Source organism: Nonlabens sp. Ci31, from assembly GCF_012974865.1.
Classification (GTDB): domain Bacteria; phylum Bacteroidota; class Bacteroidia; order Flavobacteriales; family Flavobacteriaceae; genus Nonlabens.
Genome location: NZ_CP043633.1, coordinates 3,288,476 through 3,312,993, shown reverse-complemented (window position 1 = coordinate 3,312,993; position 24,518 = coordinate 3,288,476). Strand labels below are relative to the sequence as shown.

Annotated in this window: 26 protein-coding genes and 1 pseudogene; 21 read left to right on the top strand and 6 right to left on the bottom strand. The window is 35.6% G+C overall.

The features are described from left to right. The first annotated feature begins 142 nt into the window (after window positions 1–142). The 4 genes from nadC to F0365_RS14640 all read left to right on the top strand — a co-directional run bounded on the left by nadC (window position 143) and on the right by F0365_RS14640 (window position 3,015). Window positions 143–1,009 (top strand): carboxylating nicotinate-nucleotide diphosphorylase, encoded by an 867-nt coding sequence (gene nadC / locus F0365_RS14655; protein WP_169934877.1) that lies wholly within the window; start codon window positions 143–145, stop codon window positions 1,007–1,009. Next, entirely contained in the window at window positions 1,002–1,934 is a 933-nt protein-coding gene (locus F0365_RS14650) for a YihY/virulence factor BrkB family protein (protein WP_169934379.1), read from the top strand. Before nadC ends, F0365_RS14650 begins: the two co-directional genes overlap by 8 nt. Window positions 1,935–1,962: 28 nt before the next feature. Next, complete coding sequence (locus F0365_RS14645; protein WP_169934378.1) at window positions 1,963–2,526, top strand: chalcone isomerase family protein; 564 nt, start codon at window positions 1,963–1,965, stop codon at window positions 2,524–2,526. A gap of 63 nt (window positions 2,527–2,589) precedes the next feature. Further along, complete coding sequence (locus F0365_RS14640; protein WP_169934377.1) at window positions 2,590–3,015, top strand: DUF2147 domain-containing protein; 426 nt, start codon at window positions 2,590–2,592, stop codon at window positions 3,013–3,015. 58 nt (window positions 3,016–3,073) lie between these two features. Here F0365_RS14640 and F0365_RS16610 read toward each other — a convergent pair. Further along, window positions 3,074–4,381 (bottom strand): annotated as a pseudogene (locus F0365_RS16610) (DUF2254 domain-containing protein). Window positions 4,382–4,453: 72 nt separating this feature from the next. Here F0365_RS16610 and F0365_RS14630 point away from each other — a divergent pair. The 4 genes from F0365_RS14630 (at window position 4,454) to F0365_RS14615 (ending at window position 6,727) form a co-directional block, all read left to right on the top strand. Beyond that, window positions 4,454–4,864 carry a TerB family tellurite resistance protein gene (locus tag F0365_RS14630; RefSeq protein WP_169934376.1) on the top strand — a complete coding sequence of 137 codons (411 nt, stop codon included), beginning with the start codon at window positions 4,454–4,456 and terminating at the stop codon, window positions 4,862–4,864. Window positions 4,865–4,968: 104 nt separating this feature from the next. Next, window positions 4,969–5,400, top strand: coding sequence for an Hsp20/alpha crystallin family protein (locus tag F0365_RS14625; protein WP_169934375.1), 432 nt, complete (start codon window positions 4,969–4,971; stop codon window positions 5,398–5,400). Between the two features lie 151 nt (window positions 5,401–5,551). Further along, a complete protein-coding gene (locus F0365_RS14620) occupies window positions 5,552–6,028 on the top strand; it encodes a lipocalin family protein (protein ID WP_169934374.1) in 477 nt (158 codons plus the stop codon). Between the two features lie 12 nt (window positions 6,029–6,040). After that, window positions 6,041–6,727 carry an OmpA family protein gene (locus F0365_RS14615; protein ID WP_169934373.1) on the top strand — a complete coding sequence of 229 codons (687 nt, stop codon included), beginning with the start codon at window positions 6,041–6,043 and terminating at the stop codon, window positions 6,725–6,727. A gap of 51 nt (window positions 6,728–6,778) precedes the next feature. Here F0365_RS14615 and F0365_RS14610 read toward each other — a convergent pair whose 3' ends face one another. Beyond that, window positions 6,779–7,234, bottom strand: a complete 456-nt coding sequence (locus F0365_RS14610; RefSeq protein WP_169934372.1) for a tRNA (cytidine(34)-2'-O)-methyltransferase — start codon at window positions 7,232–7,234, stop codon at window positions 6,779–6,781. Between the two features lie 163 nt (window positions 7,235–7,397). Between F0365_RS14610 and F0365_RS14605 the strand changes: the two genes are divergently transcribed. The 10 genes from F0365_RS14605 to F0365_RS14560 all read left to right on the top strand — a co-directional run bounded on the left by F0365_RS14605 (window position 7,398) and on the right by F0365_RS14560 (window position 18,197). Beyond that, window positions 7,398–8,498, top strand: coding sequence for an alkene reductase (locus F0365_RS14605; protein WP_169934371.1), 1,101 nt, complete (start codon window positions 7,398–7,400; stop codon window positions 8,496–8,498). 31 nt (window positions 8,499–8,529) lie between these two features. After that, window positions 8,530–9,588 (top strand): NAD(P)-dependent alcohol dehydrogenase, encoded by a 1,059-nt coding sequence (locus F0365_RS14600; RefSeq protein WP_169934370.1) that lies wholly within the window; start codon window positions 8,530–8,532, stop codon window positions 9,586–9,588. A gap of 122 nt (window positions 9,589–9,710) precedes the next feature. Then, window positions 9,711–10,700: a UDP-3-O-(3-hydroxymyristoyl)glucosamine N-acyltransferase gene (gene lpxD / locus F0365_RS14595; protein WP_169934369.1), complete on the top strand. Its 990-nt coding sequence runs from the start codon at window positions 9,711–9,713 to the stop codon at window positions 10,698–10,700. Between the two features lie 354 nt (window positions 10,701–11,054). Further along, window positions 11,055–12,089: a hypothetical protein gene (locus F0365_RS14590; protein WP_169934368.1), complete on the top strand. Its 1,035-nt coding sequence runs from the start codon at window positions 11,055–11,057 to the stop codon at window positions 12,087–12,089. A 75-nt stretch (window positions 12,090–12,164) separates the two neighbouring features. After that, the gene (locus F0365_RS14585; RefSeq protein WP_169934367.1) at window positions 12,165–12,614 is read left to right on the top strand and encodes a KTSC domain-containing protein; all 450 of its coding nucleotides are present in this window, start codon (window positions 12,165–12,167) and stop codon (window positions 12,612–12,614) included. Window positions 12,615–12,966: 352 nt separating this feature from the next. Further along, a complete protein-coding gene (locus F0365_RS14580; protein WP_015363839.1) occupies window positions 12,967–13,161 on the top strand; it encodes a cold-shock protein in 195 nt (64 codons plus the stop codon). 292 nt (window positions 13,162–13,453) lie between these two features. Further along, window positions 13,454–14,836, top strand: a complete 1,383-nt coding sequence (locus tag F0365_RS14575) for an NAD-dependent succinate-semialdehyde dehydrogenase (protein ID WP_169934366.1) — start codon at window positions 13,454–13,456, stop codon at window positions 14,834–14,836. Window positions 14,837–14,951: 115 nt separating this feature from the next. Continuing rightward, entirely contained in the window at window positions 14,952–15,872 is a 921-nt protein-coding gene (locus F0365_RS14570) for an EamA family transporter (RefSeq protein WP_169934365.1), read from the top strand. A 261-nt stretch (window positions 15,873–16,133) separates the two neighbouring features. Next, window positions 16,134–17,684, top strand: a complete 1,551-nt coding sequence (locus F0365_RS14565; RefSeq protein ID WP_169934364.1) for an SDR family NAD(P)-dependent oxidoreductase — start codon at window positions 16,134–16,136, stop codon at window positions 17,682–17,684. Between the two features lie 84 nt (window positions 17,685–17,768). Then, window positions 17,769–18,197, top strand: coding sequence for a PepSY-like domain-containing protein (locus F0365_RS14560; protein WP_169934363.1), 429 nt, complete (start codon window positions 17,769–17,771; stop codon window positions 18,195–18,197). Window positions 18,198–18,275: 78 nt separating this feature from the next. Here the strand turns inward: F0365_RS14560 and F0365_RS14555 are convergent, their stop codons facing one another. After that, window positions 18,276–19,490: a GAF domain-containing sensor histidine kinase gene (locus F0365_RS14555; RefSeq protein ID WP_169934362.1), complete on the bottom strand. Its 1,215-nt coding sequence runs from the start codon at window positions 19,488–19,490 to the stop codon at window positions 18,276–18,278. 440 nt (window positions 19,491–19,930) lie between these two features. On the opposite strand from F0365_RS14555, the gene F0365_RS14550 reads away from it, so the two are divergent. From F0365_RS14550 to F0365_RS14540, 3 genes are all read left to right on the top strand, one after another. Further along, window positions 19,931–20,689 (top strand): DUF481 domain-containing protein, encoded by a 759-nt coding sequence (locus tag F0365_RS14550; protein WP_169934361.1) that lies wholly within the window; start codon window positions 19,931–19,933, stop codon window positions 20,687–20,689. A gap of 421 nt (window positions 20,690–21,110) precedes the next feature. Next, window positions 21,111–22,556 carry a pyridoxal phosphate-dependent decarboxylase family protein gene (locus F0365_RS14545; protein WP_169934360.1) on the top strand — a complete coding sequence of 482 codons (1,446 nt, stop codon included), beginning with the start codon at window positions 21,111–21,113 and terminating at the stop codon, window positions 22,554–22,556. Window positions 22,557–22,732: 176 nt separating this feature from the next. Beyond that, a complete protein-coding gene (locus tag F0365_RS14540; protein WP_169934359.1) occupies window positions 22,733–23,110 on the top strand; it encodes a DoxX family protein in 378 nt (125 codons plus the stop codon). Window positions 23,111–23,262: 152 nt separating this feature from the next. Here the strand turns inward: F0365_RS14540 and F0365_RS16825 are convergent, their stop codons facing one another. From F0365_RS16825 to F0365_RS14525, 3 genes are all read right to left on the bottom strand, one after another. Further along, window positions 23,263–23,610: a DoxX family protein gene (locus F0365_RS16825; protein WP_169934358.1), complete on the bottom strand. Its 348-nt coding sequence runs from the start codon at window positions 23,608–23,610 to the stop codon at window positions 23,263–23,265. Window positions 23,611–23,680: 70 nt separating this feature from the next. Then, the gene (locus F0365_RS14530) at window positions 23,681–24,169 is read right to left on the bottom strand and encodes a hypothetical protein (RefSeq protein ID WP_169934357.1); all 489 of its coding nucleotides are present in this window, start codon (window positions 24,167–24,169) and stop codon (window positions 23,681–23,683) included. 78 nt (window positions 24,170–24,247) lie between these two features. Continuing rightward, entirely contained in the window at window positions 24,248–24,466 is a 219-nt protein-coding gene (locus tag F0365_RS14525) for a hypothetical protein (protein ID WP_169934356.1), read from the bottom strand. Window positions 24,467–24,518 lie beyond the last annotated feature (52 nt).

Below are 24,518 nucleotides of genomic sequence, written 5' to 3'. Positions count from 1 at the left end.
AAATGGGTGTTTAGTGGAGTTCTTTTGACCACCTATTAAAAATTATAGGAATCAAGTATGGTATAGATTACACATAAACCATTCTAAAAAAGCCATGAACAAACAAAAGGAATGCCGTATTTTTGAAAAGAAAACTGATATAATGGATTACAATTCTAAAGAGGCTCAAGAAGAAATCACCCGTATTATTAAAAATGCATTGCGAGAAGACTTGGGTGACGGAGATCATAGTAGTTTGTCTTGTATTCCCGCTACAGCCATGGGTAAAGCGCGATTGCTTGTTAAGGACGATGGGATTTTAGCAGGTGTCGCTTTCGCGAAAGCGGTATTCCACGAAGTAGATCCAACATTACAGATCGATGTAAGAATAGAAGATGGGAGTCCTGTAAAATATGGAGACGAAGCATTTTACGTCACCGGTTCTTCACAATCTATTTTAAAAGCAGAGCGCCTTGTACTCAATGCTATGCAACGTATGAGCGCTATTGCTACAAAAACTAAAAAATTTGTCGCCCTTTTAGAAGGTACCAAAACCCAAATTCTAGATACCCGCAAAACGACACCAGGAATGCGTATGCTTGAAAAATGGGCGGTAGTTATAGGTGGTGGTGTTAATCACCGATTTGGTTTATACGATGTGATCATGTTGAAGGATAATCATATCGATTTTGCAGGTGGCGTTTCTAAGGCGATTCAAAAAACAAAACAATATTTAAAAGATACCAATCGCGATCTTAAAATAATAGTGGAAGCTCGAGATTTAGAAGAAATCAAGGAGATCCTAACAAACCAAGGTGTTTACCGTATTTTGATTGATAATTTTAATTATGAAAACACCAAGAAAGCTGTGGAATTGATAGGAGATCAATGCCTTACAGAAAGTAGTGGCGGCATTACCCTTGACACAGCGAGAAAATATGCCGAATGTGGTGTAGATTTTATCTCTAGTGGTGCACTTACTCATAGCGTTTATAATTTAGATTTAAGCCTTAAGGCAGTACATGAGTAAAATTAAAAAAATAGTCGATCGCATACCGATCATCTCTTGGTTTGTCGCTCTCATTGACAAATGGAAGTTACCAGGTTTTGAGGGTATGACCGCTTGGGATTTATGGGAGACCTATTCTGTAGGAATTGTACAAGGAGCTTTTTCTGCAAGAGCCAGTTCCATTTCTTATAGCTTTTTTATGGCTATATTTCCATTTATTCTCTTTATCCTGAACTTGATACCTTTTATTCAGATTGATAATTTCCAAGAAGAAATCTTGCTTTTTGTAAATGATTTATTGCCAGCACAAGCGGCTGGAGCCTTTGATAATATATTCACAGAAATTGCATTAAAAGAAAATACAGGCCTTTTAACCATAGCCTTTTTAACCTCATTATTTTTAATGGCAAATGGAATAAACGCTATATTTAATGGTTTTGAGCGCAGTTACCACACGGAATTGAATCGTGGTTTTTTCAGACAGTATTTTGTCGCCATAGCGGTATCTGTTATGCTGGTGGTTTTTCTTTTTTTAGGGGTAGTTCTAGCAGGAGTGGTAGAATACTGGATAGCAGAACTTAGAGCACGAGATTTTATGACCCAAGATTCTATGGAAGTATGGTTAAAACTAATTAGATACGTGACCTTAATATTTATGTTGTTTATTTTTGTTTGTACCTTGTATTACACAGGTACTAAAGAAGGTAGAACGACTCGATTTTTATCACTAGGAGCGCTGTTAACGACTGTATTAATCATCTTATTTTCTTATCTTTATGGAATCTATATTGAAAACTTTGCCTCTTATAACGAGATTTATGGCTCTATAGGAGCTTTACTTATTTTAATGGTCTATATATGGCTTAATGCTAACCTGTTACTACTGGGTTTTGAATTAAATGCATCGCTTCGTGCATTAAAGGCACGGAATTTGGAAACAGTTTAGTATATTTAAATCTTAAAATTTATAAAAAATGAAAAAATTACTTTTAGCGGCTATGGCACTTTTGGGTACCTATAGCGCAACTGGTCAAAAAACCATTGAAGGTGTAACTGTAGAAAAGAACCTTACCGTTGCTGGACAAGAATTAGAATTGAATGGAGCTGGCTTGAGAGAAAAACTCTGGTATAATCTTTATGTAGGTGCCTTGTACGTGACTATAAAATCTAGCGACGGGAATACACTTGTAGATGCCGATAAAGCGATGGCAATTACCTTAGATATTACTGATGAAGTAGTAACTCAAGAAAAAATGAAGTCTTCTGTAGAAGATGGTTTTGGTGATAGTTGTAGCACTAAGGAGCGCAAAGCCATTCAATCTGAAATCAATGAATTTATAGGTTTCTTTAGTGAAGCTATCGTTAAAGGGGATCATTTTGAAATCGCATACGTGCCTGGAAAAGGAACCTTAGTTTCTAAAAACGCTAAGTATATTGGTACGATAAAAGGTCTTAAATTTAAAAGAGGATTATTCGGCATTTGGTTAGGAAATGATCCAGTGGATGAAGATCTTAAAGAAGGAATGTTAAATCAATAATTATTTAATTCATTAATATATACAGCCCATGTAATTTGCATGGGCTTTTTAATTGGTAATAATATGAAATATCTAATCACCTTTTTTTTAGTGCTTCTCGCTTTTGCGAAAGTGAGCTCTCAAGAAGTCATAGGTACATGGAAAACTGTAGATGATCAAACAGGAGTTGTGAAATCGCATGTAGAGATTTACAAAAGGGATGGGAAAATTTATGGTAAAGTAGCTCAGATTCTTGATAAGAATGCGCTGGCAAATCCTATTTGTAAAAGTTGCGATGGAGCATTAAAAGAAGCTCCAATTTTAGGATTGGAAATTATACAAGGATTAGAAAAAAAAGGTGGTGTCTATAAAGGTGGAGATATCTTAGACCCAGAAACCGGAAAAACATATTCCTGTAAAATATGGCTCAATGAAGAGGATCCTGATAAACTAATGGTACGCGGTTATGTCGCCTTTTTCTACAGGACGCAGACTTGGGAACGCTTGTAACTTAAGCAGTGGTTACCCTAATATAATGCACTCTTTAGGAGTTTTAGGAGATACTTATTCATGACTGTGAAATCTTTATGTATGAGGCATCTATAGCTTCAATTTGTAATTTTAAACGTTCTAAATCGTGTTTATTTGAAATCGATTCTTGAGCATCGTTCATCATTAGCTTTGCTTGATGATGAAGTACAGCGTAATAAGACTGCTGGCAGGTTTCCCTTTTCATACAAAGAGAAAAGAGCTGCAATAGTTTTTGCATGACTAATAAATCTCCTTTGCAGTACTTGCGATAAGCAGCAAATACGGCATACATCAAGTCATCAAATTCTACTACTTTCAGTTTTATCAACACATTTTTATCGGTATCTAAGACCATGTCGTAATCTTGTTTTAGCATTCTAAGGCGCACAAGATCTGTTAAATAATCTATGGTGTCTATGGCAGTTCCCGGATCATTAATTCCTGGAGACATCGCTTTGATTCCTATTTCAGTAATTTGTTTAAAGCCTAAAACATAATTATCACTCACTAATTCAGATTCTGAATAGTGAAAGTTTTTATAAACTTAGTTGAGTTGATCGTCACTTAATTCTTTTTTAGACCTGAACAGCATTTCGTTGTGAAGAATATACTGACCCTTAATAATAAGGAGCTCAAATTTCGTTTCAAAATTTTGTGCGGCTTCCTTTAAGCCATTGGCACTTATATTTTGAATCGTACCGCTTTTTGTCGTTCTATATACGTACCAGCCTTCGGTACTTGGAAAACTTTCTTTTTGATTTTCCATCTCTATTAAATGCTTTAATCGATCAGCAGATTTATTATAGATGTTTTCAAGAATATTATTGATTTGTATACTCGTAGAAATGCTGTGAATAAAATAAACAAAAGCTGCTAGTGCTATAATGGAAATTAGGATTCCTAATAATACCGAAAAGCCAGGCAATTGATAATCATTCCCATAAGGCTCTATGCCTATTATAGTGATAATGTTATACAGAATGGAGGCTATAAAAGTACCTAAAATGTACTGGTGCTTTTTGTTCGAAATCAAATTAGGTAACACTCTAGGAGAATAATTTGCAGCAGCTTGACTTAATAGCAACATTACCATCGAAAAGGAGAAAACAAGCATGGATATGCCGCCAGCTATTAAGGTAGTGATAATGTTTCTAGCGGTATCCGCATTATTTATTACTAAAAAAGGCAATACTTCTTGAAGGCTTCTAGAAATACCTAACTCTTCAGCCCATTTCATTAGAAGTGCAAAAATAATAGCGCTTATAGCATAAAAAGTAGGGTAAAAGGCAATGCTACCAGTAATGGTGTTAAAAAAAGATCGCAGTCTTATCAATATAGTTTTCATATCCTAAATGTAGAGAAAACTGTTTAAGTTAATCCTAACAAATATGTATTTTTACCATCTATTATAATCAGCATGATCTATACGACCAAAGAAAAGAAACATATTATAAGTGAATTGATCCTGATGGCACACGCAGATAATCGTTTGAAAAAGGAAGAGATAACTTTTATCACATCAGTGGGTAAACGTATGAAATTGAGTGATGAAGAGATAAAATATATGTTGAACCATCCAGAAGAGCTCACTATTAAAGTTCCTAAAGATTATACCAAGCGCATTGTTCATTTCCACAGGATGACGTTAATGATGCATATTGACGGTCATGTAGACGAGCAAGAGTTACAACTGTTGCATGAGGTAGCCTTGCAATACGGCTTTAGAAAAACAACGGTAGACATCTTACTTCAAAGCATGATTAAATATCCGCATGGAGAAATACCAGCGTCAGAGTTGATACAAATACACATAAGGGATAGTAATTAATTACGTTTTGTCATATAAAACAACTGTAAAAAGAGAGATTATGTCTCTTTTTACAGTTGGTACTCTGTTTGACAAGTGGAGTTCATAATACTTAAACTTATATTATGAAATTAGCACATAGAACTTCAAACCACTGGTTACCTTCTTTAATAGATGAAATGTTTACTAATGATTACTTAGGAGGAACGCAGCAAACAAGAAAACCTTTTACTCCTTCAGTAAACGTATCTGAAATGGAAGATCAATATGTATTAAAAATGAGTATTCCGGGATTTAAAAAGGAAGAAGGATTTATAGAGATAGATAAAGATCTTTTAACTATTTCTTCGGAAGTAGATGCTGTAAAACAGGAGTCTACCGAACAATTTTCGAGAAAAGAATTTGGCAAAAAATCGTTTAGAAGAAGTTTTCACTTACCAGGAACAGTACATCTAGAAAAAATTGATGCGTCGTATAAAAACGGAGTGTTAGGTATTGCGTTTCCTAAAAAAGAGGAGGCTTTACCACAGCCTAAAAGAATGATTATCTTGAAGTAAGCACTTCAAATAGTTGGTTTTTAAAAATCCGAGCTGCTGATCGTATTTTTTGTTAAAATATTATGATTACACTATTTTTTTATAGTTAAAGATAGTTAATTGTTAAGAAATAAGGACAAAAGATATGTAAGTTTATACCAAATTAACAATTATGAAGAATTTTTGGGTTTTGGGATTTCTAACCCTTTTATTAGTTGGTTGTGCTGCAACTAACGCCATAAAAGAAACAAAAAGGGCAGTGCTTGGCAATTGGGTGCTGACTACAGTTACCTACGACGGTAATGGAGCGTTTAAATCTACGCTGTTACAAGACGTAAGTGCTAGCTGTTTTGAAGGTAGTGAGTGGTATTTTGTAGCAAATAATAATAGAGGAACTTACACAATTACAGATAACGATTGTAAAAAAGGGGAGAGAAAATTTATCTGGTCCGTACCTGGTAATAAAGAGATGACAGAGGGAGATCTACTTTTAAAAATCACTGATGCAAACTATAGATCAGAAACAAATGCTGGTTACCAACTCGAATTGGCCACAATCAATGAAACAAGGATGTCTTGGAGATTACCAGCTCTCGTAAATGGGAAGACTGTTTATATAAATATGAATTTTACAAAATCAACTAAATAAAAATCAACAAAGATGAAAACTAAATTAATAACAATAGCGATAGCTTTAGCACTGATAGCAAGTTGTCAATCCCTTAAAAACACTAATAAACAACAAAGAGGAACTGTCATAGGAGCCGCTGGAGGAACTGTTTTGGGATTGATAATTGGAAATAATGTAGGGGATGGAGATAACCAGACAGAAGGTGCGGTAATAGGCGCGGCTGTAGGTGGTATCGCAGGAAACATAATAGGTCGCAAAATGGATAAGCAAGCTCAAGAAATAGAGGCAAGTCTTCCTGGGGCACAAGTAGAACGAGTTGGGGAAGGTATTGTAGTCACTTTTGATGAAGGTAGCGGAGTGAAATTTGCAACCAATCAATCTGATTTAAATGCGGGCTCCCAAGCGACTTTAGACAAGTTGTTGAATGTGATGAATCAATACTCAGGAACAGAGGTTTTAGTGGCAGGACATACAGATAGCCAAGGAACAGCAGAGTACAATTTAGAGTTATCTAGAAAAAGAGCTGCAAGTGTAAGAAACTACCTTTCTTCACATGGGATTTCTAGCAACAGAATAGCGATGACTTACAGTGGAGAAACTTCTCCTAAAGTTTCTAATGAAACGGCTGCAGGTAGAGCTCAAAATAGAAGAGTTGAGATAGGTATTGTCGCCGGAGAACAGATGAGAAAAGATGCTGAAATGCAGTCAAAACAATAGGAATAATATCATAAGTATTTTTAAAACCAGTCCCTTAAAGGACTGGTTTTTTTATGACCGCAACTGTCGCAGACCTTCATAAGTGATCACAGCCACAGCATTGGCTAAGTTGATACTGCGTATGTACTGGCTGTACTGAGGGATCTTGTACAAATCATTTTTAAATCGATCGGTGATAGCCTTAGAAAGACCTTCGGACTCTTTGCCAAAAACCAGCATGCTTTCCTCTTCATAAGGAATTTCTGTATAGTCTTTAGTTCCATGACTGCTTAAAAAAGCCATTTTTCTATCCTTATTTTTCTCTAAGAACTCTTCGGTGTTTTCATAAATAGAAAGTTCGATATGCTGCCAGTAATCCAGTCCAGCTCTTTTTAAACGTTTATCAGTCAACTCAAATCCGAAAGGTTTTACCAGGTGTAAATGAGAAGCAGTGGCCAGACTTAGACGGCCTATATTTCCTGTGTTGGTATGAATTTCTGGTTCGATGAGAACAATATGTAAGGACATAGAATTTTTTTAAAGGACAAAGATAGGAGTAAAGAGGTTGGTTAAAGTTTCGCTTTCGCGAAAGCGGAATAATTATCAAAAATTTAGATACTTATAGGACTGCTTTAACTCATAATTAACCCCAACAAGCCGTATTAATGAGTATTTTTAATAAAATCAAATAATGGCTGTATTAGAACATCTTTTGAGTCCGCTCCAAGGAAAATTAAATCTTAAAAATAGAGTTGTAATGGCACCGTTAACAAGGTCCAGATCAACATCTTCACATATTCCCACACCTATCATGGCAGCTTATTACGGAGAACGAGCTAATGCGGGTTTGATCATAACAGAAGGTACCTCTCCTTCTATTAATGGAGTAGGTTATCCGAGGATACCAGGGATTTATAATAAAGAACAAATTACCGCATGGAAAACGGTTACAGATGCTGTGCATGCTAATGATGGTAAGATATTTTTACAAATGATGCACACTGGTCGGGTGTCACATCCAGGAAACATGTCTGAAGATGCAGTAATCCTTGCACCAAGTGCTATTGCTCCCGCAAATACAAAAATGTATGTAGACGGACAAGGGGAGTTGGCAATTCCACAACCAAAGGAAATGACATTTGAGGAAATCGAGGCAACTGTTCAAGAATACGTCCATGCAGCAAAAAATGCTATAGAAGCTGGTTTTGATGGTGTTGAAATACACGGGGCTAACGGATATTTATTAGAGCAATTTATCAACCCTTCTTCTAATAGGAGAGAAGACTTATACGGAGGTACTGCAGAAAACAGATGTAGATTTATTCTAGAAGTAGCACGAAGAGTGGTGGATGCCATAGGATCAGATAAAACAGGAATGCGATGGAGCCCTAATGGACAGATGAACGATGTCCAGCCATTTGAGGGGCAATATGAAACATATGATTACCTCTCCAAAGAGGTCAATAAATTAAATATACTATACGTACATTTAGTCAACCATGCTTCTATGGGAGCACCCGAATTACCAGAAGCTATACATAAGATGATTCAATCTAATTTTGATGGTTTGATCATCTTAAGCGGTGGATACAATAAGGAATTAGCAGAAGAGGATTTGATCGCTGGAAAAGGAGATTTAGTAGCTTTCGGAAGACCATTTATTGCAAATCCAGATCTTGTAGAACGATTCTCACAAGATGCCATATTGAATGAACCTAATGCAGCTCTTTTTTATACTCCTGGTAAAGAAGGATATTTAGATTATCCGAGGCTTGAAAAAGCACAGAAATAACAAAACATACAAATAACCTAAAAATAAAATTATGCAAAATATAAAAGCTTACGGTGCTGTAAATAAAGACGCCGATTTAAAGGAAATGACGATCAAACGTCGTGATCTAAATGATAATGATGTTAAGATGGATATCCTTTATTGCGGTGTATGTCATAGTGATATTCACGCAAAAAACAACGATTGGGGAAATGCAAAATATCCTATTGTACCTGGTCATGAAATTATAGGTAAAGTTACAGAGACTGGTGAAAAGGTTTCTAAATTTAAAGTAGGAGATATAGTTGGAGTGGGATGCATGGTAGACTCTTGTGAGACTTGTAGCGCGTGTGAAGATGATCTAGAACAATTTTGTGAAAATGGTATGACCGGCACTTATAATGGTAAGGATCATATAGGTGGAGCAGATAGTGATCATACTTTTGGAGGTTATTCAACAAGCATTACAGTTAAAGAAAAGTTTGTTTTAAGCATTCCTAAAAATCTAGATCTCAAAGCAGCAGCACCCTTATTATGTGCAGGAATCACCACTTTTTCACCTTTAAACCATTGGAAAATTAAAAAAGGTGATAAAGTAGGAGTAGTAGGTTTAGGTGGATTAGGTCATATGGGAATTAAATTTGCCGCAGCAATGGGTGCAGAAACCATTATGATTACCACTTCTCCAGGTAAAGCAGAGGACGCTAAAAGACTAGGGGCTAACGGTGTGCTTATTTCAAAGAACGCTGATGAGATGAAAAAACATCAAGGTTCTTTTGACTTTATTTTGAATACTGTTCCTGTAAAACATGATATCAATCCTTATTTAAGTTTGTTAAAACGCGATTCTACTATGTGTATGGTGGGAGCTATTGAGCCTTTAGAGCCTATGCACGGCGGAAGCTTGATTCTAGGAAGAAAAAGAGTAGCAGGTTCTTTGATAGGTGGTATGAAAGAAACTCAAGAAATGTTAGATTTCTGTGGAGAGAACAATATTGTTTGTGATGTAGAAATGATCCATATTGACGAGATCAACACAGCTTTTAAGCGCGTGCAAGACAATGATGTTAAATACCGCTTTGTTATAGATATGAAATCTTTAAAAAATTAATTTAATCTATTGAATCGTAAAAAAGACCGTTTATAAAACGGTCTTTTTTTATGCTTCGTTAATAACAGTTTTTTTTGTTACTCGAGATATAGTAGTTTTACCACTTAACAATTCCCTTATTTATGCACTCATTTAACATACAACAAATCAACGACATTCTTCAAGGAGAATTGGTCGGAAATACTACACAAACGATTAGTGGAGTAGAAGAGATAAGAAATGCTTCTAATACTGATCTTACGTTTATAGGTAATAAAAAGTATGCAAAATTTTGGGCAGACTCTCATGCTTCTGTAGCGATTATCAATGAGGATATAGTTTTAGAGCCGGGTAGTAACCGTGCTTTTGTAAAAGTAAAAAATGCAGATCTTGCTATGGCTAAGCTACTAGAAGCTTTTCAACCACCAGCCCCTGTTTTTGATATTGCTATTCACCCTACGGCGGTTATTCATGAAACAGCAAGCTTAGGTGATGGTGTGCAAATAGGTGCTCATTGTTACGTAGGTAAAAACGTAGTTCTAGGCGATGGAGTTATTCTATACCACAACGTGAGTGTGTTTGATGACACTACTATAGGGGCTTATACTACCGCTTGGTCTGGCACAGTTATACGAGAACGCTCTCAAATAGGAGCACAGTGTATTTTTCACAATAATGTAAGTATAGGTGCAGACGGCTTCGGATATCGTCCAGCAGATGATGGTCGGGGACTGGTTAAAATACCGCATATAGGAAATGTAGTGATAGGAAATGGCGTAGAAATAGGAGCAAACTCCTGCGTAGATCGTGCAAAATTCAATTCTACTATTATAGGAGACGGTTGTAAGATCGACAATCTAGTACAAATAGCGCATAATTGTATTATGGGAAGATCTTGTATTATGGCTGGACATAGCGGTCTGGCAGGATCGGTAACTTTAGGCGATGGAGTTATTATAGGAGGTAGTGCGAGTATCAAAGATCATACTACTATAGGTTCTGGTGCCGTAGTAGGTGCTGGAAGTGGTGTTATGAATGATGTTAAAGCAGGTCAGACGGTATTGGGCTATCCAGCGGCCGACTCAAGAGACATGTTAAAGCAATGGGTTGCTTTACGGAGGTTAGCTAAATAAATTTTACTGTTTAATAGCAGCCTTATTCCTTTAGAAGTTAGGCATCCTTATATATGGATGTTTTTGGATTATCATTATTTTGATTGTTTAAGCTGTTTATTTTTAAATCTATCCTAAAGACACATGTAATTTTTAAAGCTATTTTTGGCGGTTAGTTCTGATTTTATAGAGGTTAGTTTAGTAAACAGGTCTGCTTGGGTTCCTTACGGAGTTTGTCGAAGTGAAAAGGTAACAGAAACTTAGCTATAATATTCCTTAAAAGACTTTGACCCGATTTCATTTTCAGATAAGTTGCTCACAGGTATCTAAGGTAGGTAAGAGTTCCTTGATTTATAACCTTAAAAGAGACAGTTAATGATAAAACAAAATAGGACTCAAAGAGTCGTGGTTAGTATACTATTGTCATTGATAGTTTTTCTTTCTTACGGACAGTCTAAAAGTGTCAACGGTTTTAAAGATTACTATCCCATATCTGTAAGACCTGATGCTACAGTTGGTATAGGGAATAACAAGTATGAGCAAATATTACTTGAAGCGAGTCCAGTAGTTTATTACGGTTTTTATAATGATTTACGGGAGGCTTTAAATAGGGATACGATAACTAGTGGAGATGCTATCTATTTGTCTGTACAACCCCAGTTTAGGATATATAATGAGGAATCTAAACCTGTGAAAACTCCGAGTTATAAAGTCTTGATAGGATGGCAACGGATTATTAAAACAGACCAAAATAACTTTTTGACAGCAGCAATAGAATCGGGTCATTTTAGCAATGGGCAATCTGGAAGTGCCTTTAGTCCGGAGTTTGAAGACAATTCTGAGGAAAGTACAACACTTTATGAAGAGTTCACTGATGATACTGACCTGGCGGCATTATTGAATAGAAGTTCAGGCAATTTTTCAACTAACCTAACTAGGCTTAGTTTTAATTACAGGGTCAATACATTTAACAGACTTAACGTTCCTCAAAAGATTCATTCCATAACAGTTACCTATCAATTGTACCATAATAAATTTATGGGTTTTGCAGATTTTGGCGGCTATAATCCTGAGGATATCGATATCTACGGAAGACATCAAATAGAATTAGGGTATGAATTTACATCGCATCTCAAGAACATGCGTTATACATTAAGCCAAGAATTTAACTATATGTTTGGTTCACATCCTTCTAGTGTTCCTCATAGATCAGTAACTCAAGCAATTATCTATCCTTGGGAAAATGACTTGGGCTTTTTTACTAGATTTTCATTCGGTAGAGATAATTACAACTTTAGATTTTTAGATAACTTTCCTCGATTGTCATTCGGTATCACATGGGATTGGTTCACTCCTTTTGTGATAAAACCTTCTGAAAATCAGTTGGATCCTTCCTTTATAAATAATTGATAATGCCTATTGATATTTTAACATTTGTTCCCTTTTAAATGATGTACTTTTGCGCGGCCTTAAAAAGAGGAGCACATGAAGCGTATCAATCAGTACAAAAAGATGTTCAACGTAGAGAAAGACATCAATCTTAAAGAGTTAAAGAAAAGTTACCGCAATTTAGTAAAAGAATGGCATCCAGATAAATTCCAAGATGGGGATGAAAAAAAGGAAGAAGCTGAGGTGATGAGTCGTGAAATTATAGATGGTTACCACTTTCTAGTAAGTATTGCTCCAGAAACGAAGGAAGCAAATATCAATGAGTATACAGAAACAATTACCAATACAGGAATTCAAGACTTTGATCATAAAGGTCGAGTATTAGAGGTAGTTTTTACCGATGGTACTACTTATGAGTATTTTGGAGTAGATGTAAAGATGTTTAAGAAATTAATCAATGCAGATAATCGTTATCGATTTGCAAAACGCAATATCTTCAACAACTTCTTATACCGCAAGTCAAAGAAAGATTTACAGGAAGCATAATTCCTGATTCTAAAATACAATAAAAGCTATTTCAGTACTGAAATAGCTTTTATTGTTTAGGTAGTTTAAAGTCCCGCTTTAATCCAGCACAAAATTATGATTGACAGTCTTTTACAGGACGATTTGTAATTTTATATAAAATTATGTATGTTTTTATTGTTTTTTAACTGCTACTTTAAATAAAATGATTACTTTTGCATTATGATTGGAGTATATGGTCATAAAATTTAGTAGGATTTCTTATTTATTTTTTATCATTTTTCTAGTTATATCGAGCTTATCCATGGTGAATACTCTTGTGGAGCGGCTTTTCAAACTAAATAAGAAGTATTATTAATTTAAATTATTACAGATGAGTACAGGTACAGTAAAATTTTTCAATGACGCAAAAGGATTTGGATTTATCACAGAAGAAGGATCAGGTCAGGAACATTTTGCACACGTAACAGGTTTAATCGATGAGATCCGTGAAGGTGACAAAGTTGAATTCGAACTAAAAGAAGGAAAAAAAGGCTTAAATGCCGTTAATGTTAGAGTAATCGACTAATTCGATTCTTTAAATTTCTTACAGAGCCCATCTAATTTAGATGGGCTTTTTTTATGTTCTATTTTCACAGTACTTATCAATTCTTTTAAGTAATATAAAAAGGTTTGAATACTTTTAGTCTTTGTGCTTTAGATTTATATTTAATTCTAATTTTTTAGAAATACCATCTTATTAAGAAGGACCTTTTATGCGTTGTTCTTAGAGCATCTATTAACTCTTTTTATAGATAGTCTTCTTATTTTTTTAACTGGATATACCACTCAATCTGATTATATTTTTGAAAATAATAATTATGAGTGATAAAAAGATTACTACAATTAATCCAGCCACAGGAAAAGATATCAAATCATACGACCGTATGACCGAAAAAGAAGCTCTTTCTTCTTTAGAGTTATGTCATAAAGCTTTCACTAAATGGAAAAATAAATCTATTGATGAACGCGGCGCTATCATAAAAAAAATAGGAGTGAAGTTTCAAGAGCATAAGCAAGAGCTCAGTAAACTCATGACTCAAGAAATGGGTAAGCTTCTAACACATGGTGAGCAAGAAGTAGATCTTTGTACAGCGATTTGCGAGCATTCAGCTCAGATAGCCCCTAAAGAGTTAGCTGCAGAGGAAAAACACCTTGCTAATGGTGGTAAAGGGATCATCACTTATTCTCCTATGGGAGTAATATATGGGATCCAACCTTGGAACTATCCGGCATATCAAGTGGTACGTTATGCTATCGTAAACTTAATGGCAGGTAACGCTATACTCCTTAAACATGCTGAAAACGTAACTGGAAGCGCTATTAAATTGAAAGAGATCTTTGAAGAGGCAGGACTTCCTAAAGATCTATTCACTGTGTTGATTATTAATCACGATGTAAGTGACGCTATTATTGAACATAAATTAATACGCGGTGTCACTTTCACAGGAAGTGCTTCTGGCGGTGCTCAAGTTGCAAAACAGGCTGGCGCGTCTGTCAAGAAAACTGTAATGGAATTGGGAAGTAATGACGCTTATATGGTTCTTGAAGATGCAGATATCGAACTAGCTATAGAAAAATGCATAAATGGCAGAATCTACAATAATGGTGAAACATGTGTCGCAGCAAAAAGATTTATAGTTGTAGAATCTATTTTTGAAAAATTTAAAAAGGGTTTTGTAAAAGGCATGAGCGAGATAAAATTAGGAGATCCGACAGACAAAGAATCTCAACTAGGTCCTATGGCACGACATGATCTCAGAAAAAAAATACAGGAACAAGTTGAAGAAAGTGTTTCCAAAGGAGCCGAAATATTATGTGGAGGAAAAATTCCAGATGGTGAAGGGTTTTATTACCCATCAACAGTTTTAGGAAATGTGCAGCCTGGCCAACCTGCTTATGAAGAGGAGTTATTCGGACCAGTTGCTTCCTTAATCTTGGCAAAAAACCAAGAAGAAGCGATACGCATTGCAAATGATAGTCGTTTCGGGCTAGGTGGTGGGATCTTCAGTAAAGATACTAATAAAGCAGTACGAATTGCTCAGGATCATTTTGATACTGGCATGATATTTATCAACTCCTTTGGAACTGCACAACCAGATATGCCATTTGGCGGCGTGAAAGACTCTGGTTATGGAAGAGAGCATTCAGGTTTTGGAATGAAAGAATTTGTTAATGTAAAGGCGATTAGTTTACTAGACTAACTTCTAAAATCTTATGGAATTAAAACCGCTATTTATTAGCGGTTTTTTTATGCTATGTATAATAATAACTATCGCAGTAAAGATATAAAACACCTAAAAGATTTAGATTTACCAAATGAATAGAAGCACTTTGCTCATTGTATTAGCCTTTTTCTCCATTTATGTGTTTTGGGGCTCTACTTATCTCTGGAACAAGATGGCGGTTAGTGAGTTATCTCCGTTTATGCTTGCCAGTATTCGCTTTACTTCGGCAGGCACTTTAATTTTTATCATAGCCAGATCATTAGGTTACAGCTTGCGTATTACTAAAAAACAGCTGGGAAACTCTGTTCTAGCAGGTTTTCTCTTTCTAGCCTACGGGAATGGTGTATTTGTCTGGGCGTTAAAGTATGTAGACACTAGTTTTGCAGCTTTAATAGCAGCTTTACAACCATTATTTATCTTAGTCTTAATGAGAACTCTTCAGCGCAAAGCTTTACAACCTAAGTCTATTATAGGAGTCTTGTTAGGGTTGTCTGGAATGTATATTCTAGTAAGTCAAAATGATATCACTACCAAAGATGGAGCAGTAACGGGTATTATAATGATTCTCACTTGTATTCTAAGTTGGAGTATAGGTAGTTTATTTGTTGCAAAGGCTGACGTTCCACAAAACTTTTTTGTTTCTACTGGCTATCAAATGATTGCTGCTGGTGTTATTCTTGCCATTGCAAGTTTAGCCTTTAATGAAGTCTGGGTATCTCTTTTAGATTGGAGTTCTGATGCTTATGTAGCACTGACTTGTTTGATTTTGTTCGGCAGTATAGCAGCATTTACTTCTTTTAATTTTTTGCTTAAGAAAATTTCTACAGAAAAAGTGGCTACCTCTTCTTATGTGAATCCTGTAATTGCGATGCTTTTGGGTTGGTATTTTTTGGAAGAAGAAATAACTTCTCAATCCATGATTGCTGCGGCGGTTATGTTAACAGGTGTCTATTTTATCAATAGTCGCAAACGCGATAAAAAAGACATCAAACCATCTCCAAAAAATAGGTAATCCTTATAATTTAGGATAGTACATACCCTTGTTATAGCTCTACATAAAAACGATAGTATAGAACATCAAATTACTCCATGGAATTAGACGTGTTTTAAATCTTTAGCTATATCGCTTTCCTGCTTGCCGACAGGCACAACGCAAATTCAAAATCAAAACAAGCTTTCACCTAAAATAAATGGCTGTTATGAAAATACTATTAAAAAATAGCCTGTCTAAATCACGCTTTTACCATTAAATTTGCGCCTTTAATAAAAAACTATGAGTGAGCCTAAAGACATGGATTTAAATAAGACTTCTACACAAGAAATAGAGGCCTGTATCCAGACACTTCATAAATTCATAGATGATCCCAAACAAATTTTCGAACTGCCGGAAGAACAGCGAGTGGCCTTAATGAAGGCTGCTGGAAAAATATCTAGGCCCACTAGAGAAGAATACAAGCGTTCTAAAAAAGACGCTAAAAAAGCTATCAAAAGAAAGCAAGTAGAACGGGATAAACACGCTCGTAAAGAAACAGGAATAAGAAGTGTTCGAGAGGATGCCATTTTTAAAGCTCCTAAATTACTTACCGCAGCTGACCTGTCGCAAAAAGACCCTGGAGAGCTTTCTTCACCTCGCAATTGTTACGTCTGTAAAACTATGTTTACTAAACTACACCACTTTTACGATCAGATGTGTGCTGATTGTGGGGATTTTAATTATGCCAAACGTTTTCAAAATGCCAACGTAAAAGACCAAGTAGCGGTTATTACAGGCTCGCGTTTAAAAATAGGATATCACATTACCCTAATGTTATTGCGAGGTGGTGCTACGGTGATCGCTACGACGCGATTTCCTCATGACAGTGCATTGCGTTTTTCTCAAGAAGCAGATTTTAAAGAATGGGGGCATCGATTACATGTTCATGGTTTAGATTTAAGACATATACCTAGCGTAGAGATTTTTTGTAATTACATAGAACAAAAGTACGAGCGTCTAGATATTTTGATTAATAATGCTGCTCAAACCGTTAGAAGGCCATCTGGATTTTACTCGCATTTAATGCCTAATGAAGAACTGAGCTTTGAACAGTTACCCGCTTTTGCGCAAGAAACATTGACAGATCATTATATATGTCTTCAGGAACTCCAACAATTAACTCCTGGAGCTTCTTCAAATAAAAATATGCCGGTTACTTGGCATGGTCCAGAGCCTGGAATAGGACTGCGTGCCAGCGCTAAGCTTTCTCAAATCCCTTATAGCTTTGATAAAGCACTGGTAGCACAAGAAGTTTTTCCCGAAGGAAAATTCGATGCCGACTTACAGCAAGTAGATCTTAGAAAAACCAATAGCTGGCGATTAAAACTGGGCGAGATAGAAACTACAGAGATGATAGAGGTCCAACTTGTAAATTCTGTAGCACCATTTGTACTCTGTAACCGTCTTTCTGAAATTATGAAAAAGGATCAAACGGGTCAGAAACACATTATTAATGTAAGCGCGATGGAAGGCAAGTTCCATACCTTCCATAAGGAAGACCGTCATCCACATACCAATATGGCAAAAGCTGCCTTAAATATGCTAACACATACTGCGGCAGGAACACTTGCTAAAGATGGAATTTATATGAATGCTGTAGACACAGGATGGGTTACTGACGAAGATCCAGCACAGCTTTCTAAACAAAAACAAGAAGTACATGATTTCCAACCACCTCTGGATATTGTAGATGGTGCGGCTAGAGTAATGGACCCCTTATTTGATGGAATAAATACAGGGAAGCATTGGTGTGGAAAGTTCTTGAAGGATTACAGACCCATCAGCTGGTAATGTATATTAACATCTTATAACATACATTAATATAGAATTGGGCAGCAGACTTCTTGTTAATTATTATCTTCGGTAAAAAGAAACATGAGACTGACAGCAACCTTTTTATACCTTCTTTTTGCTTTGGCATCAGCGAGTTGTCAAAATAAATCCAACCACGAAGCTCCACAAGTGGTTCTTGATGCTTTTGAACTAAAATATCCAGGTGAAAATGATCCAGATTTTGAGCAAGATGTTCACGGATACTGGGAAGCTCATTTTAAAAAAGGCGGAGAAAAATACCGTGCAGATTTTCATGCAGATGGTACCTGGAGGGAAACAGAAAACTCTATAAAGGACAAAGAAATCCCTGAAGCGATTCAAAAAGCGATTCAAAGAGAATTTCCAAACCTGAAAATAGCAGAAGCAGAGCATGTTATAAGCGCTACTAAAGGTGAATTTTACGATATAGAGTTCAAGCAAAAAGGCAAGAATAAAGATGTCGAATATAGACGAGACGGCTCTAAAGTATAGGGTCGAGAACCACTTGCGCAAAAAGCCTTTTGATTAAAGTCAAAAGGCTTTTTCTTTTTGGGACATCTAATGGATGGATTAAGATATTTTTACCTTCTTAGCAAGATGTACTTTAAATTCTGTCCATTCTCCTAATTGGGATTCAACAGTTATATGCCCATCCATATGCTCTAAAAGTCTGGCCACTGTAGCAAGTCCTATTCCGGTTCCTTGTTTGCCGTTTCTATCTTGTTTTGCTGCCACATAGAACAACTTGAATACAGAATCGATATTCTCTGGAGCAATACCACTTCCATTATCTCGTACGCTTATTTCATACTCTTCTTGATGTGTGATCAGTTTTATATCGATCTTAGTATGGTCTTTATCGCTGTATTTTACGGCATTAGAAATCAAATTGATAAGAATTTGCTGTAATGCTATCTCGTTAGTTATTAAGCTGGTTTCTTTTTCAGGAGTATAGCGTACTTCTACACTTTCATCTACTACAGTCATTGCGACCACCTCTTCGATAAGATCAACATAACTAACTTCATCATAATCTTCACTAACCAATTCTTCACTTCGGTAAAATTGCAGCATTCCGTCTATATAGCGACTCATACTGTTAGAGCTCTCTTTTAAATAACCTAAATATTCGTCAGATTGTTTAGATAAGTTTTTTTCTCCTTTTTGCAATAATTCTGCGATCATGATGATATTAGACAAAGGTGATTTCAGGTCGTGCGATACAATACCAGCAAAATCTTTTAGTTCTTGATTACGCACATCAACCTGCTCTTTGAGCTTTTGCAGTTCAAAAGTTTGAAATCGTTCTTCAAAAAGTGACATTACTTGTTTGGCCATTGCTTTTAGAGCACCTTTTTGCTTCTCTGTAAGAGTTCGAGGTTTGTGATCGTAAACACACAATGTCCCTAACTTATAACCATTTTTATCAATTAGGGAAGCACCTGCATAGAAAATTAATTTAAAGTCATTAACTAAGGAATTTCCTTTAAAACGCTCATCTTCTCTGGCGTCGGGAACAATCATAATATCATCATTACCAGCAATAGCATGACCACAAAAGGAAGTGTCTCTAGGTGATTCTGAAATATCTAGCCCGTTCCTCGACTTGATAAAGTTCCTGTTTTTATCTACCAGTGTTATTAAAGAAATAGGAGCATCGCAAATGGTTGAAATAATAGAAGTGATGTTGTCATAACTCTCTTCTGGCATGGTGTCTAGCAATCGGTATTTTTCAACAGCAGCTTGCCTTTGGAGTTCATTATCTGGAATAGGAGGTGTAATCATTTATGGGTTAATTACTCTTTTTAAAGAAAACATATTATAGGTTGTCTGGGTTCTAACTATTAAGGTTTTAGCCACAATGTAAATATACAAACTCATTACTAATGGGGTCTTATGAACTGTTGTAATTCCGCTTTCGCGAAAGCGTTATTTATTTTCTAAATAGAAATCACTTTCTAAATTCACAGATGTTTACGGTCTGCTATTTGAATCACATAAGATGGTACGCGCATATCTAATGGTTATGTCTTCAAAGTCTTTTTTAGAGCTTATCACAAAATAGGTTACGCAATTTAAATAACTTTATTTTGAATAGTTTAGTAAATCAACCACTCGATATTGTGGCGCTTTACCACAAATAAATGTAGTCAAATTTTTCAACTAGTCCTGTGTAAATAAGTATCTTGCGCTTTTTAAATTGAATCATATTATAGTGTGATATAATGAAAAACATTTTGTACTTTTTATTTTTTCTACCTATTTTCCTTTCTGCCCAAATCAACGAAAGCGATACGCTAAAGTTAAAGGCAAATCTTTCTTTAACTGGGTTTTATCAAGGAGGAAATGTAGAAACCTTGATTTTTAGAGCAAAATCAGATTTCAGTTTTAGGCCTTTAAAAAAATGGGTATTCAAAACACAAAACTCTTATGTTTATCAAGAGTTCGGGAAGGAGAAGGCAGATGAAGATATTTTAAGTCTCAACTTTTTATATTTAAACCCTGAGCGAAAAATATACCCTTTATTACTAGGTTTTGTAAGCACGAATTTTAGAAGGGAAATTGATTTGAGATACTTGGTAGGAGCAGGAGTCACTTATCAACTTCTCCATAAAAAAGAGTACTGGCTTAAAATTGCAATGTCGACCGAATATGAGCAAACAGACTTTGGTAAAACTAATTTTAACATCTCTGAGTATGATGGAAGTGAATCGATCGACACTTTCCGTGCTACGGTATGGGTTAATGGTAAATACCTATTGTTTAAAAAGAAAGTAATTGTCAACCATGAATTTTACTTTCAGCCATCTTTGGAGCAAAGCAATAACTTTCGATGGCAAGCAGATATCAGTTTAGAATTTCCACTTTGGAAATTTTTAAACTTTAAGATCAACTATATTTATAGCTTTGAAAACATAGTGATAGAAAATCAACAACAAGAGGACAACTTCTTGACCTTTGGCTTTACCCTAAAAAGCTATTGACTAGGTTACCACGGTTGCATTATAGCTGCCTTTGTAACAACCTCTATAGCTATTGATACCAACTATATCTCACGTATGCAATCAGCCTAATGGAAGACTTTTATATGATCACGTCTCCAATCATCAATTCCACCAACAATTTCTATTTTTTTATACAATTGGAAATTAGATCGACTTTTCCATTTTTAGAGGAGTCCATCTCTGAAAAGAAATTTTAAGGAACTTTTACGATAACGAATTTCATAACAGATCACAAATTAGTATAGTTATAATCTAATGATTACTTACTAGAAATGATAATCCGTACGCTCATTTTGCTATGTGTTGAGAAAGCGTATGATTGCATCATTATCAAGGTTTTAGTCTGAGTTTAAGAGGGATTAAGCTTAATTTTGTTCCTTATTAAAGTCATTGTTAAGCCATGGATGAATCACATAAATTAGAATTAAGTAAAGAGGAAATGAAAACCTACGGTTATCAGGTAATTGACTCTATAGTGGAACATTTTACGACTCAAAATGAAAAGAGTCCGGTAGCTATAGGAAGTAGAAAGGAAATGGACGATTTGCTTGAAGAAGAAGTTCCTGAATTACCATCAAATCCTAAAGACGTTCTGGACTTTGTTACACAACACGTATTGCCTCACAGCAATATAGTTTCACATCCTAAATCCTATTCTTTCGTTCCTGGGCCCAGTAATTACGTAAGTGTTATGGCAGATACGCTTGCTACAGGTTTTAATATTTTTTCTGGTGGTTGGGCAGCATCGCCTGCAGCTGCAGAGCTGGAGATCGTGACGATGAACTGGCTGTTAAAGTTGTTCAAATTCCCAGCAAAAAAAGGTGGTGGTATTTTTACAAGTGGTGGTTCTATGGCAAATCTTACCGCATTGGTAACCGCAAGAAGACAAGTGTGTGGTGATGATTTTTCTAAAGCGGTCATTTATATGTCTGACCAGGCCCATTCTTCTAACGTGAAAGCGATACGCGTTATCGGATTTAAAAAGGAGCAAATACGTATTATACCTACTGATGGCGAATTCAAAATGGCTATTAATAAATTAAAAAATGCTATTTCTAAAGACAGATTAAGTGGTTTGCAACCATTCTGCATCATTGCATCTGCTGGGACAACTAACACAGGAACTGTAGATCCTTTAGAGCAAATTGCCGATATCTGTAAAAATGAAAAGTTATGGTTCCATATCGATGGTGCTTATGGAGGAGCTGCTATATTATCAACAAAAGGAAGCAAGGCATTAAAGGGAATTGAAAAAGCAGACTCGTTGACGATCGACCCACATAAATGGCTGTTTCAGCCCTACGAAATGGGTTGCTTGTTAGTGCGCAAAAGTAAGTGGCTTCACGATACTTTTGTAGAGAAGCCAGAGTACTTAAGAGATATAGAAGGGAATACTTCAGAGATTAATTTCTATGATCATGGAATCCAGCTTACGAGAAGGTTTCGTGCATTGAAGTTTTATATGTCTTTGAAAACCTTCGGTATGAAAGCTTTTAAAAAAGCAGTAACCTATAACATAGATATCGCTGAAGAGGTAGAAGATATGTTGAGAAAAAGTTCCTTATGGCAGGTAGTGTCTCCCGCAACTCTGGCGATCATTAATTTTAGATACAATCCTATTCATTTGAATTTAGAGGACAAAGAGCTGGACGTTCTTAATCAGGAGATCTCTAAAAGAGTTATTGCATCAAAAGAGGCGCTACTGGTGACCACAGTTTTAATGGATCAAGTCGTATTGCGTATGTGCCTTATCAATCCTCGAACTACCATGCAGCATATCAAAGAGACTTTTGCGAGCTGTGAATATTTTGCACAACAGATTCTAGAGGAGCAATCGCTTGTATGAGTTTAGAAGAGATATAAGGCTTCTGTTTTTTATTTCTTAAAAAACAGAGTCCATCATGGAGTGTTATTCCATATAAATGCTCATATATTGTAAATTTTGTTAAAAATATATTTATTAGCATGAATTTATAACCTACACTGGTTGTTAATTTCTATTTTTAAAAAAAAAATAAAAAAATGGGATTTATCGACATTATAGAAATTATTATTAAACTAGGTGTAGGATTTAGTATTCTTAATGTGTGGTTATTAAATAGAAATAAAAGTACCCCTTGGCGTGGAGCAAATGCCAGTAGTATGGAAGAAGAGTTTTCTGCTTACGGGCTCTCTAAAAATGCGATGATCGCAGTGGGGACCTTAAAAAGTCTTTGTGCGATATTGTTGCTTATTTCTATATTTTTCCCGGTGACAGAATATATAGGTGCAATAGGTATTGCTGTTCTTATGACTGGAGCAATTTTTATGCATTTTAAAATAAGGGATTCCTTTAAAAAATCATTTCCTGCGGCCCTCTTTTTAGTACTTTCTGTTATTACTCTTTTTATAGGTCAATAGATCCTTACTTACTTTGTTTTATAGTAACTATAGATAATGGAGTGCGAGTTTATAAAATAGGCAGGCTTTTCTACTAGCTACAAAACCCTAGACTTAACAGGGTGCTTCTGTTATAATTATAAGGTTACTTATTGACACACAACTCCTTTTATTTAGAGTAATTTTATAAATCTATAGCAAATAATACCGCTAAGGACCATAAAAACAAGAGCGGGGGATGACTTATATAAACTATCTTTTATTCTTATCCGAACAAGTAATCCAGAAAACATTAAAACACATAGGCCTGCAGAGGCAGCTATACCTACTTTGGTATTAAAGATACCATAAAGGAGACCTACAGCGCCCATTACCTGAAAAAACCCAGTGAGTAAGCGCTGTAAGGTGTTCAAGCCGTACCTTGTGAATTCCAACCTCATGCGCGGATTAAACATGCAGTTCATTCCAAAAAAGAGGAAAGAAACTATGGTAAAATAGAGTAGGAGATCAAAAGTTTTCATGATCCCAAATTACAGCATATCCTTAATTGGTTACGTTAATTATATGTTGAAATTAGGGGAGATTGCTCTTTTATTCCATTAATCTAAAACTCTCTATCGTTTTACGTCCTTTTCCTAAGTCTAAGTCATAACAATAGACTGTTATTTCGTAAATTAATTGTTTTGATTTGTTATGTATAACTCCTACAAAGACAGGTATAACATCTTCACCATCAATATCTGTAGCTCTTACATAATATCCACTAGTTAGGTTAGATAATGGAATCGCTTGTTGCACATCCCTGAGCGACAACTGACTAGCGATTGATCTTGTTGTCTTTTTTAAATCATCTAAATAGCTAGAGTTTACCTCAGATAATTCAAAAACTTCAATATCTATCGCAAAATCATCATTTTCAAAACCTAAAACTCGATCTGACTCAGTCTCGTAAACAGCTATATCCTGAGTAGTAGTAAACTGAATGTGATACTTTTCAGATGTATGGGTTATCTGTGACTGCGCGTTCAGGACGCTTACCAACAAAAATGCTAAGCGGCCTATAATTTTAAGATTCTTCATGATGTTTTATATGTATAATGGTAAATAAGGAAGTTTTCCATTCAGTACAATCACCTATTTATAATCCATTCTAAATTATCACTTTTTCCTCAATAGTGCAACAATTAAAAAGTAAGCAAAAAACAGCCATGGCACACCGTGAAGAAAGGTATCCCAATAATCCATGAATCCCATTCCTTTTGCACCACCAGCAATCCATTTCAATTTGCCCCATATATGAGGTTCAGGTCTAAAGGGTGCTAATCCTAAGGTAAGGCAAGCGACGAGTGCAAAAAGAATTTTTGTTTTTAGTTTCATGGCCTTCATTTTGCTATTGCGATTAAAGTGCGTCTCATTAAAGTGCTAATTA

What these genes read in the sequence shown, in the direction of transcription:
- F0365_RS14555 (WP_169934362.1), bottom strand. Translation starts at nt 19,490, where the DNA reads ATGATTACACCTCCTATTCCAGATAATGAACTCCAAAGGCAAGCTGCT.
- nadC (WP_169934877.1), top strand. Translation starts at nt 143, where the DNA reads ATGGATTACAATTCTAAAGAGGCTCAAGAAGAAATCACCCGTATTATT.
- F0365_RS14585 (WP_169934367.1), top strand. Translation starts at nt 12,165, where the DNA reads ATGAAGCGTATCAATCAGTACAAAAAGATGTTCAACGTAGAGAAAGAC.
- F0365_RS14600 (WP_169934370.1), top strand. Translation starts at nt 8,530, where the DNA reads ATGCAAAATATAAAAGCTTACGGTGCTGTAAATAAAGACGCCGATTTA.
- F0365_RS14540 (WP_169934359.1), top strand. Translation starts at nt 22,733, where the DNA reads ATGGGATTTATCGACATTATAGAAATTATTATTAAACTAGGTGTAGGA.
- F0365_RS14590 (WP_169934368.1), top strand. Translation starts at nt 11,055, where the DNA reads ATGATAAAACAAAATAGGACTCAAAGAGTCGTGGTTAGTATACTATTG.
- F0365_RS14545 (WP_169934360.1), top strand. Translation starts at nt 21,111, where the DNA reads ATGGATGAATCACATAAATTAGAATTAAGTAAAGAGGAAATGAAAACC.
- F0365_RS14575 (WP_169934366.1), top strand. Translation starts at nt 13,454, where the DNA reads ATGAGTGATAAAAAGATTACTACAATTAATCCAGCCACAGGAAAAGAT.
- F0365_RS14630 (WP_169934376.1), top strand. Translation starts at nt 4,454, where the DNA reads ATGATCTATACGACCAAAGAAAAGAAACATATTATAAGTGAATTGATC.
- F0365_RS14615 (WP_169934373.1), top strand. Translation starts at nt 6,041, where the DNA reads ATGAAAACTAAATTAATAACAATAGCGATAGCTTTAGCACTGATAGCA.
- F0365_RS14580 (WP_015363839.1), top strand. Translation starts at nt 12,967, where the DNA reads ATGAGTACAGGTACAGTAAAATTTTTCAATGACGCAAAAGGATTTGGA.
- lpxD (WP_169934369.1), top strand. Translation starts at nt 9,711, where the DNA reads ATGCACTCATTTAACATACAACAAATCAACGACATTCTTCAAGGAGAA.
- F0365_RS14525 (WP_169934356.1), bottom strand. Translation starts at nt 24,466, where the DNA reads ATGAAACTAAAAACAAAAATTCTTTTTGCACTCGTCGCTTGCCTTACC.
- F0365_RS14530 (WP_169934357.1), bottom strand. Translation starts at nt 24,169, where the DNA reads ATGAAGAATCTTAAAATTATAGGCCGCTTAGCATTTTTGTTGGTAAGC.
- F0365_RS14645 (WP_169934378.1), top strand. Translation starts at nt 1,963, where the DNA reads ATGAAAAAATTACTTTTAGCGGCTATGGCACTTTTGGGTACCTATAGC.
- F0365_RS16825 (WP_169934358.1), bottom strand. Translation starts at nt 23,610, where the DNA reads ATGAAAACTTTTGATCTCCTACTCTATTTTACCATAGTTTCTTTCCTC.
- F0365_RS14640 (WP_169934377.1), top strand. Translation starts at nt 2,590, where the DNA reads ATGAAATATCTAATCACCTTTTTTTTAGTGCTTCTCGCTTTTGCGAAA.
- F0365_RS14625 (WP_169934375.1), top strand. Translation starts at nt 4,969, where the DNA reads ATGAAATTAGCACATAGAACTTCAAACCACTGGTTACCTTCTTTAATA.
- F0365_RS14620 (WP_169934374.1), top strand. Translation starts at nt 5,552, where the DNA reads ATGAAGAATTTTTGGGTTTTGGGATTTCTAACCCTTTTATTAGTTGGT.
- F0365_RS14550 (WP_169934361.1), top strand. Translation starts at nt 19,931, where the DNA reads ATGAAAAACATTTTGTACTTTTTATTTTTTCTACCTATTTTCCTTTCT.
- F0365_RS14605 (WP_169934371.1), top strand. Translation starts at nt 7,398, where the DNA reads ATGGCTGTATTAGAACATCTTTTGAGTCCGCTCCAAGGAAAATTAAAT.
- F0365_RS14565 (WP_169934364.1), top strand. Translation starts at nt 16,134, where the DNA reads ATGAGTGAGCCTAAAGACATGGATTTAAATAAGACTTCTACACAAGAA.
- F0365_RS14560 (WP_169934363.1), top strand. Translation starts at nt 17,769, where the DNA reads ATGAGACTGACAGCAACCTTTTTATACCTTCTTTTTGCTTTGGCATCA.
- F0365_RS14610 (WP_169934372.1), bottom strand. Translation starts at nt 7,234, where the DNA reads ATGTCCTTACATATTGTTCTCATCGAACCAGAAATTCATACCAACACA.
- F0365_RS14570 (WP_169934365.1), top strand. Translation starts at nt 14,952, where the DNA reads ATGAATAGAAGCACTTTGCTCATTGTATTAGCCTTTTTCTCCATTTAT.
- F0365_RS14650 (WP_169934379.1), top strand. Translation starts at nt 1,002, where the DNA reads ATGAGTAAAATTAAAAAAATAGTCGATCGCATACCGATCATCTCTTGG.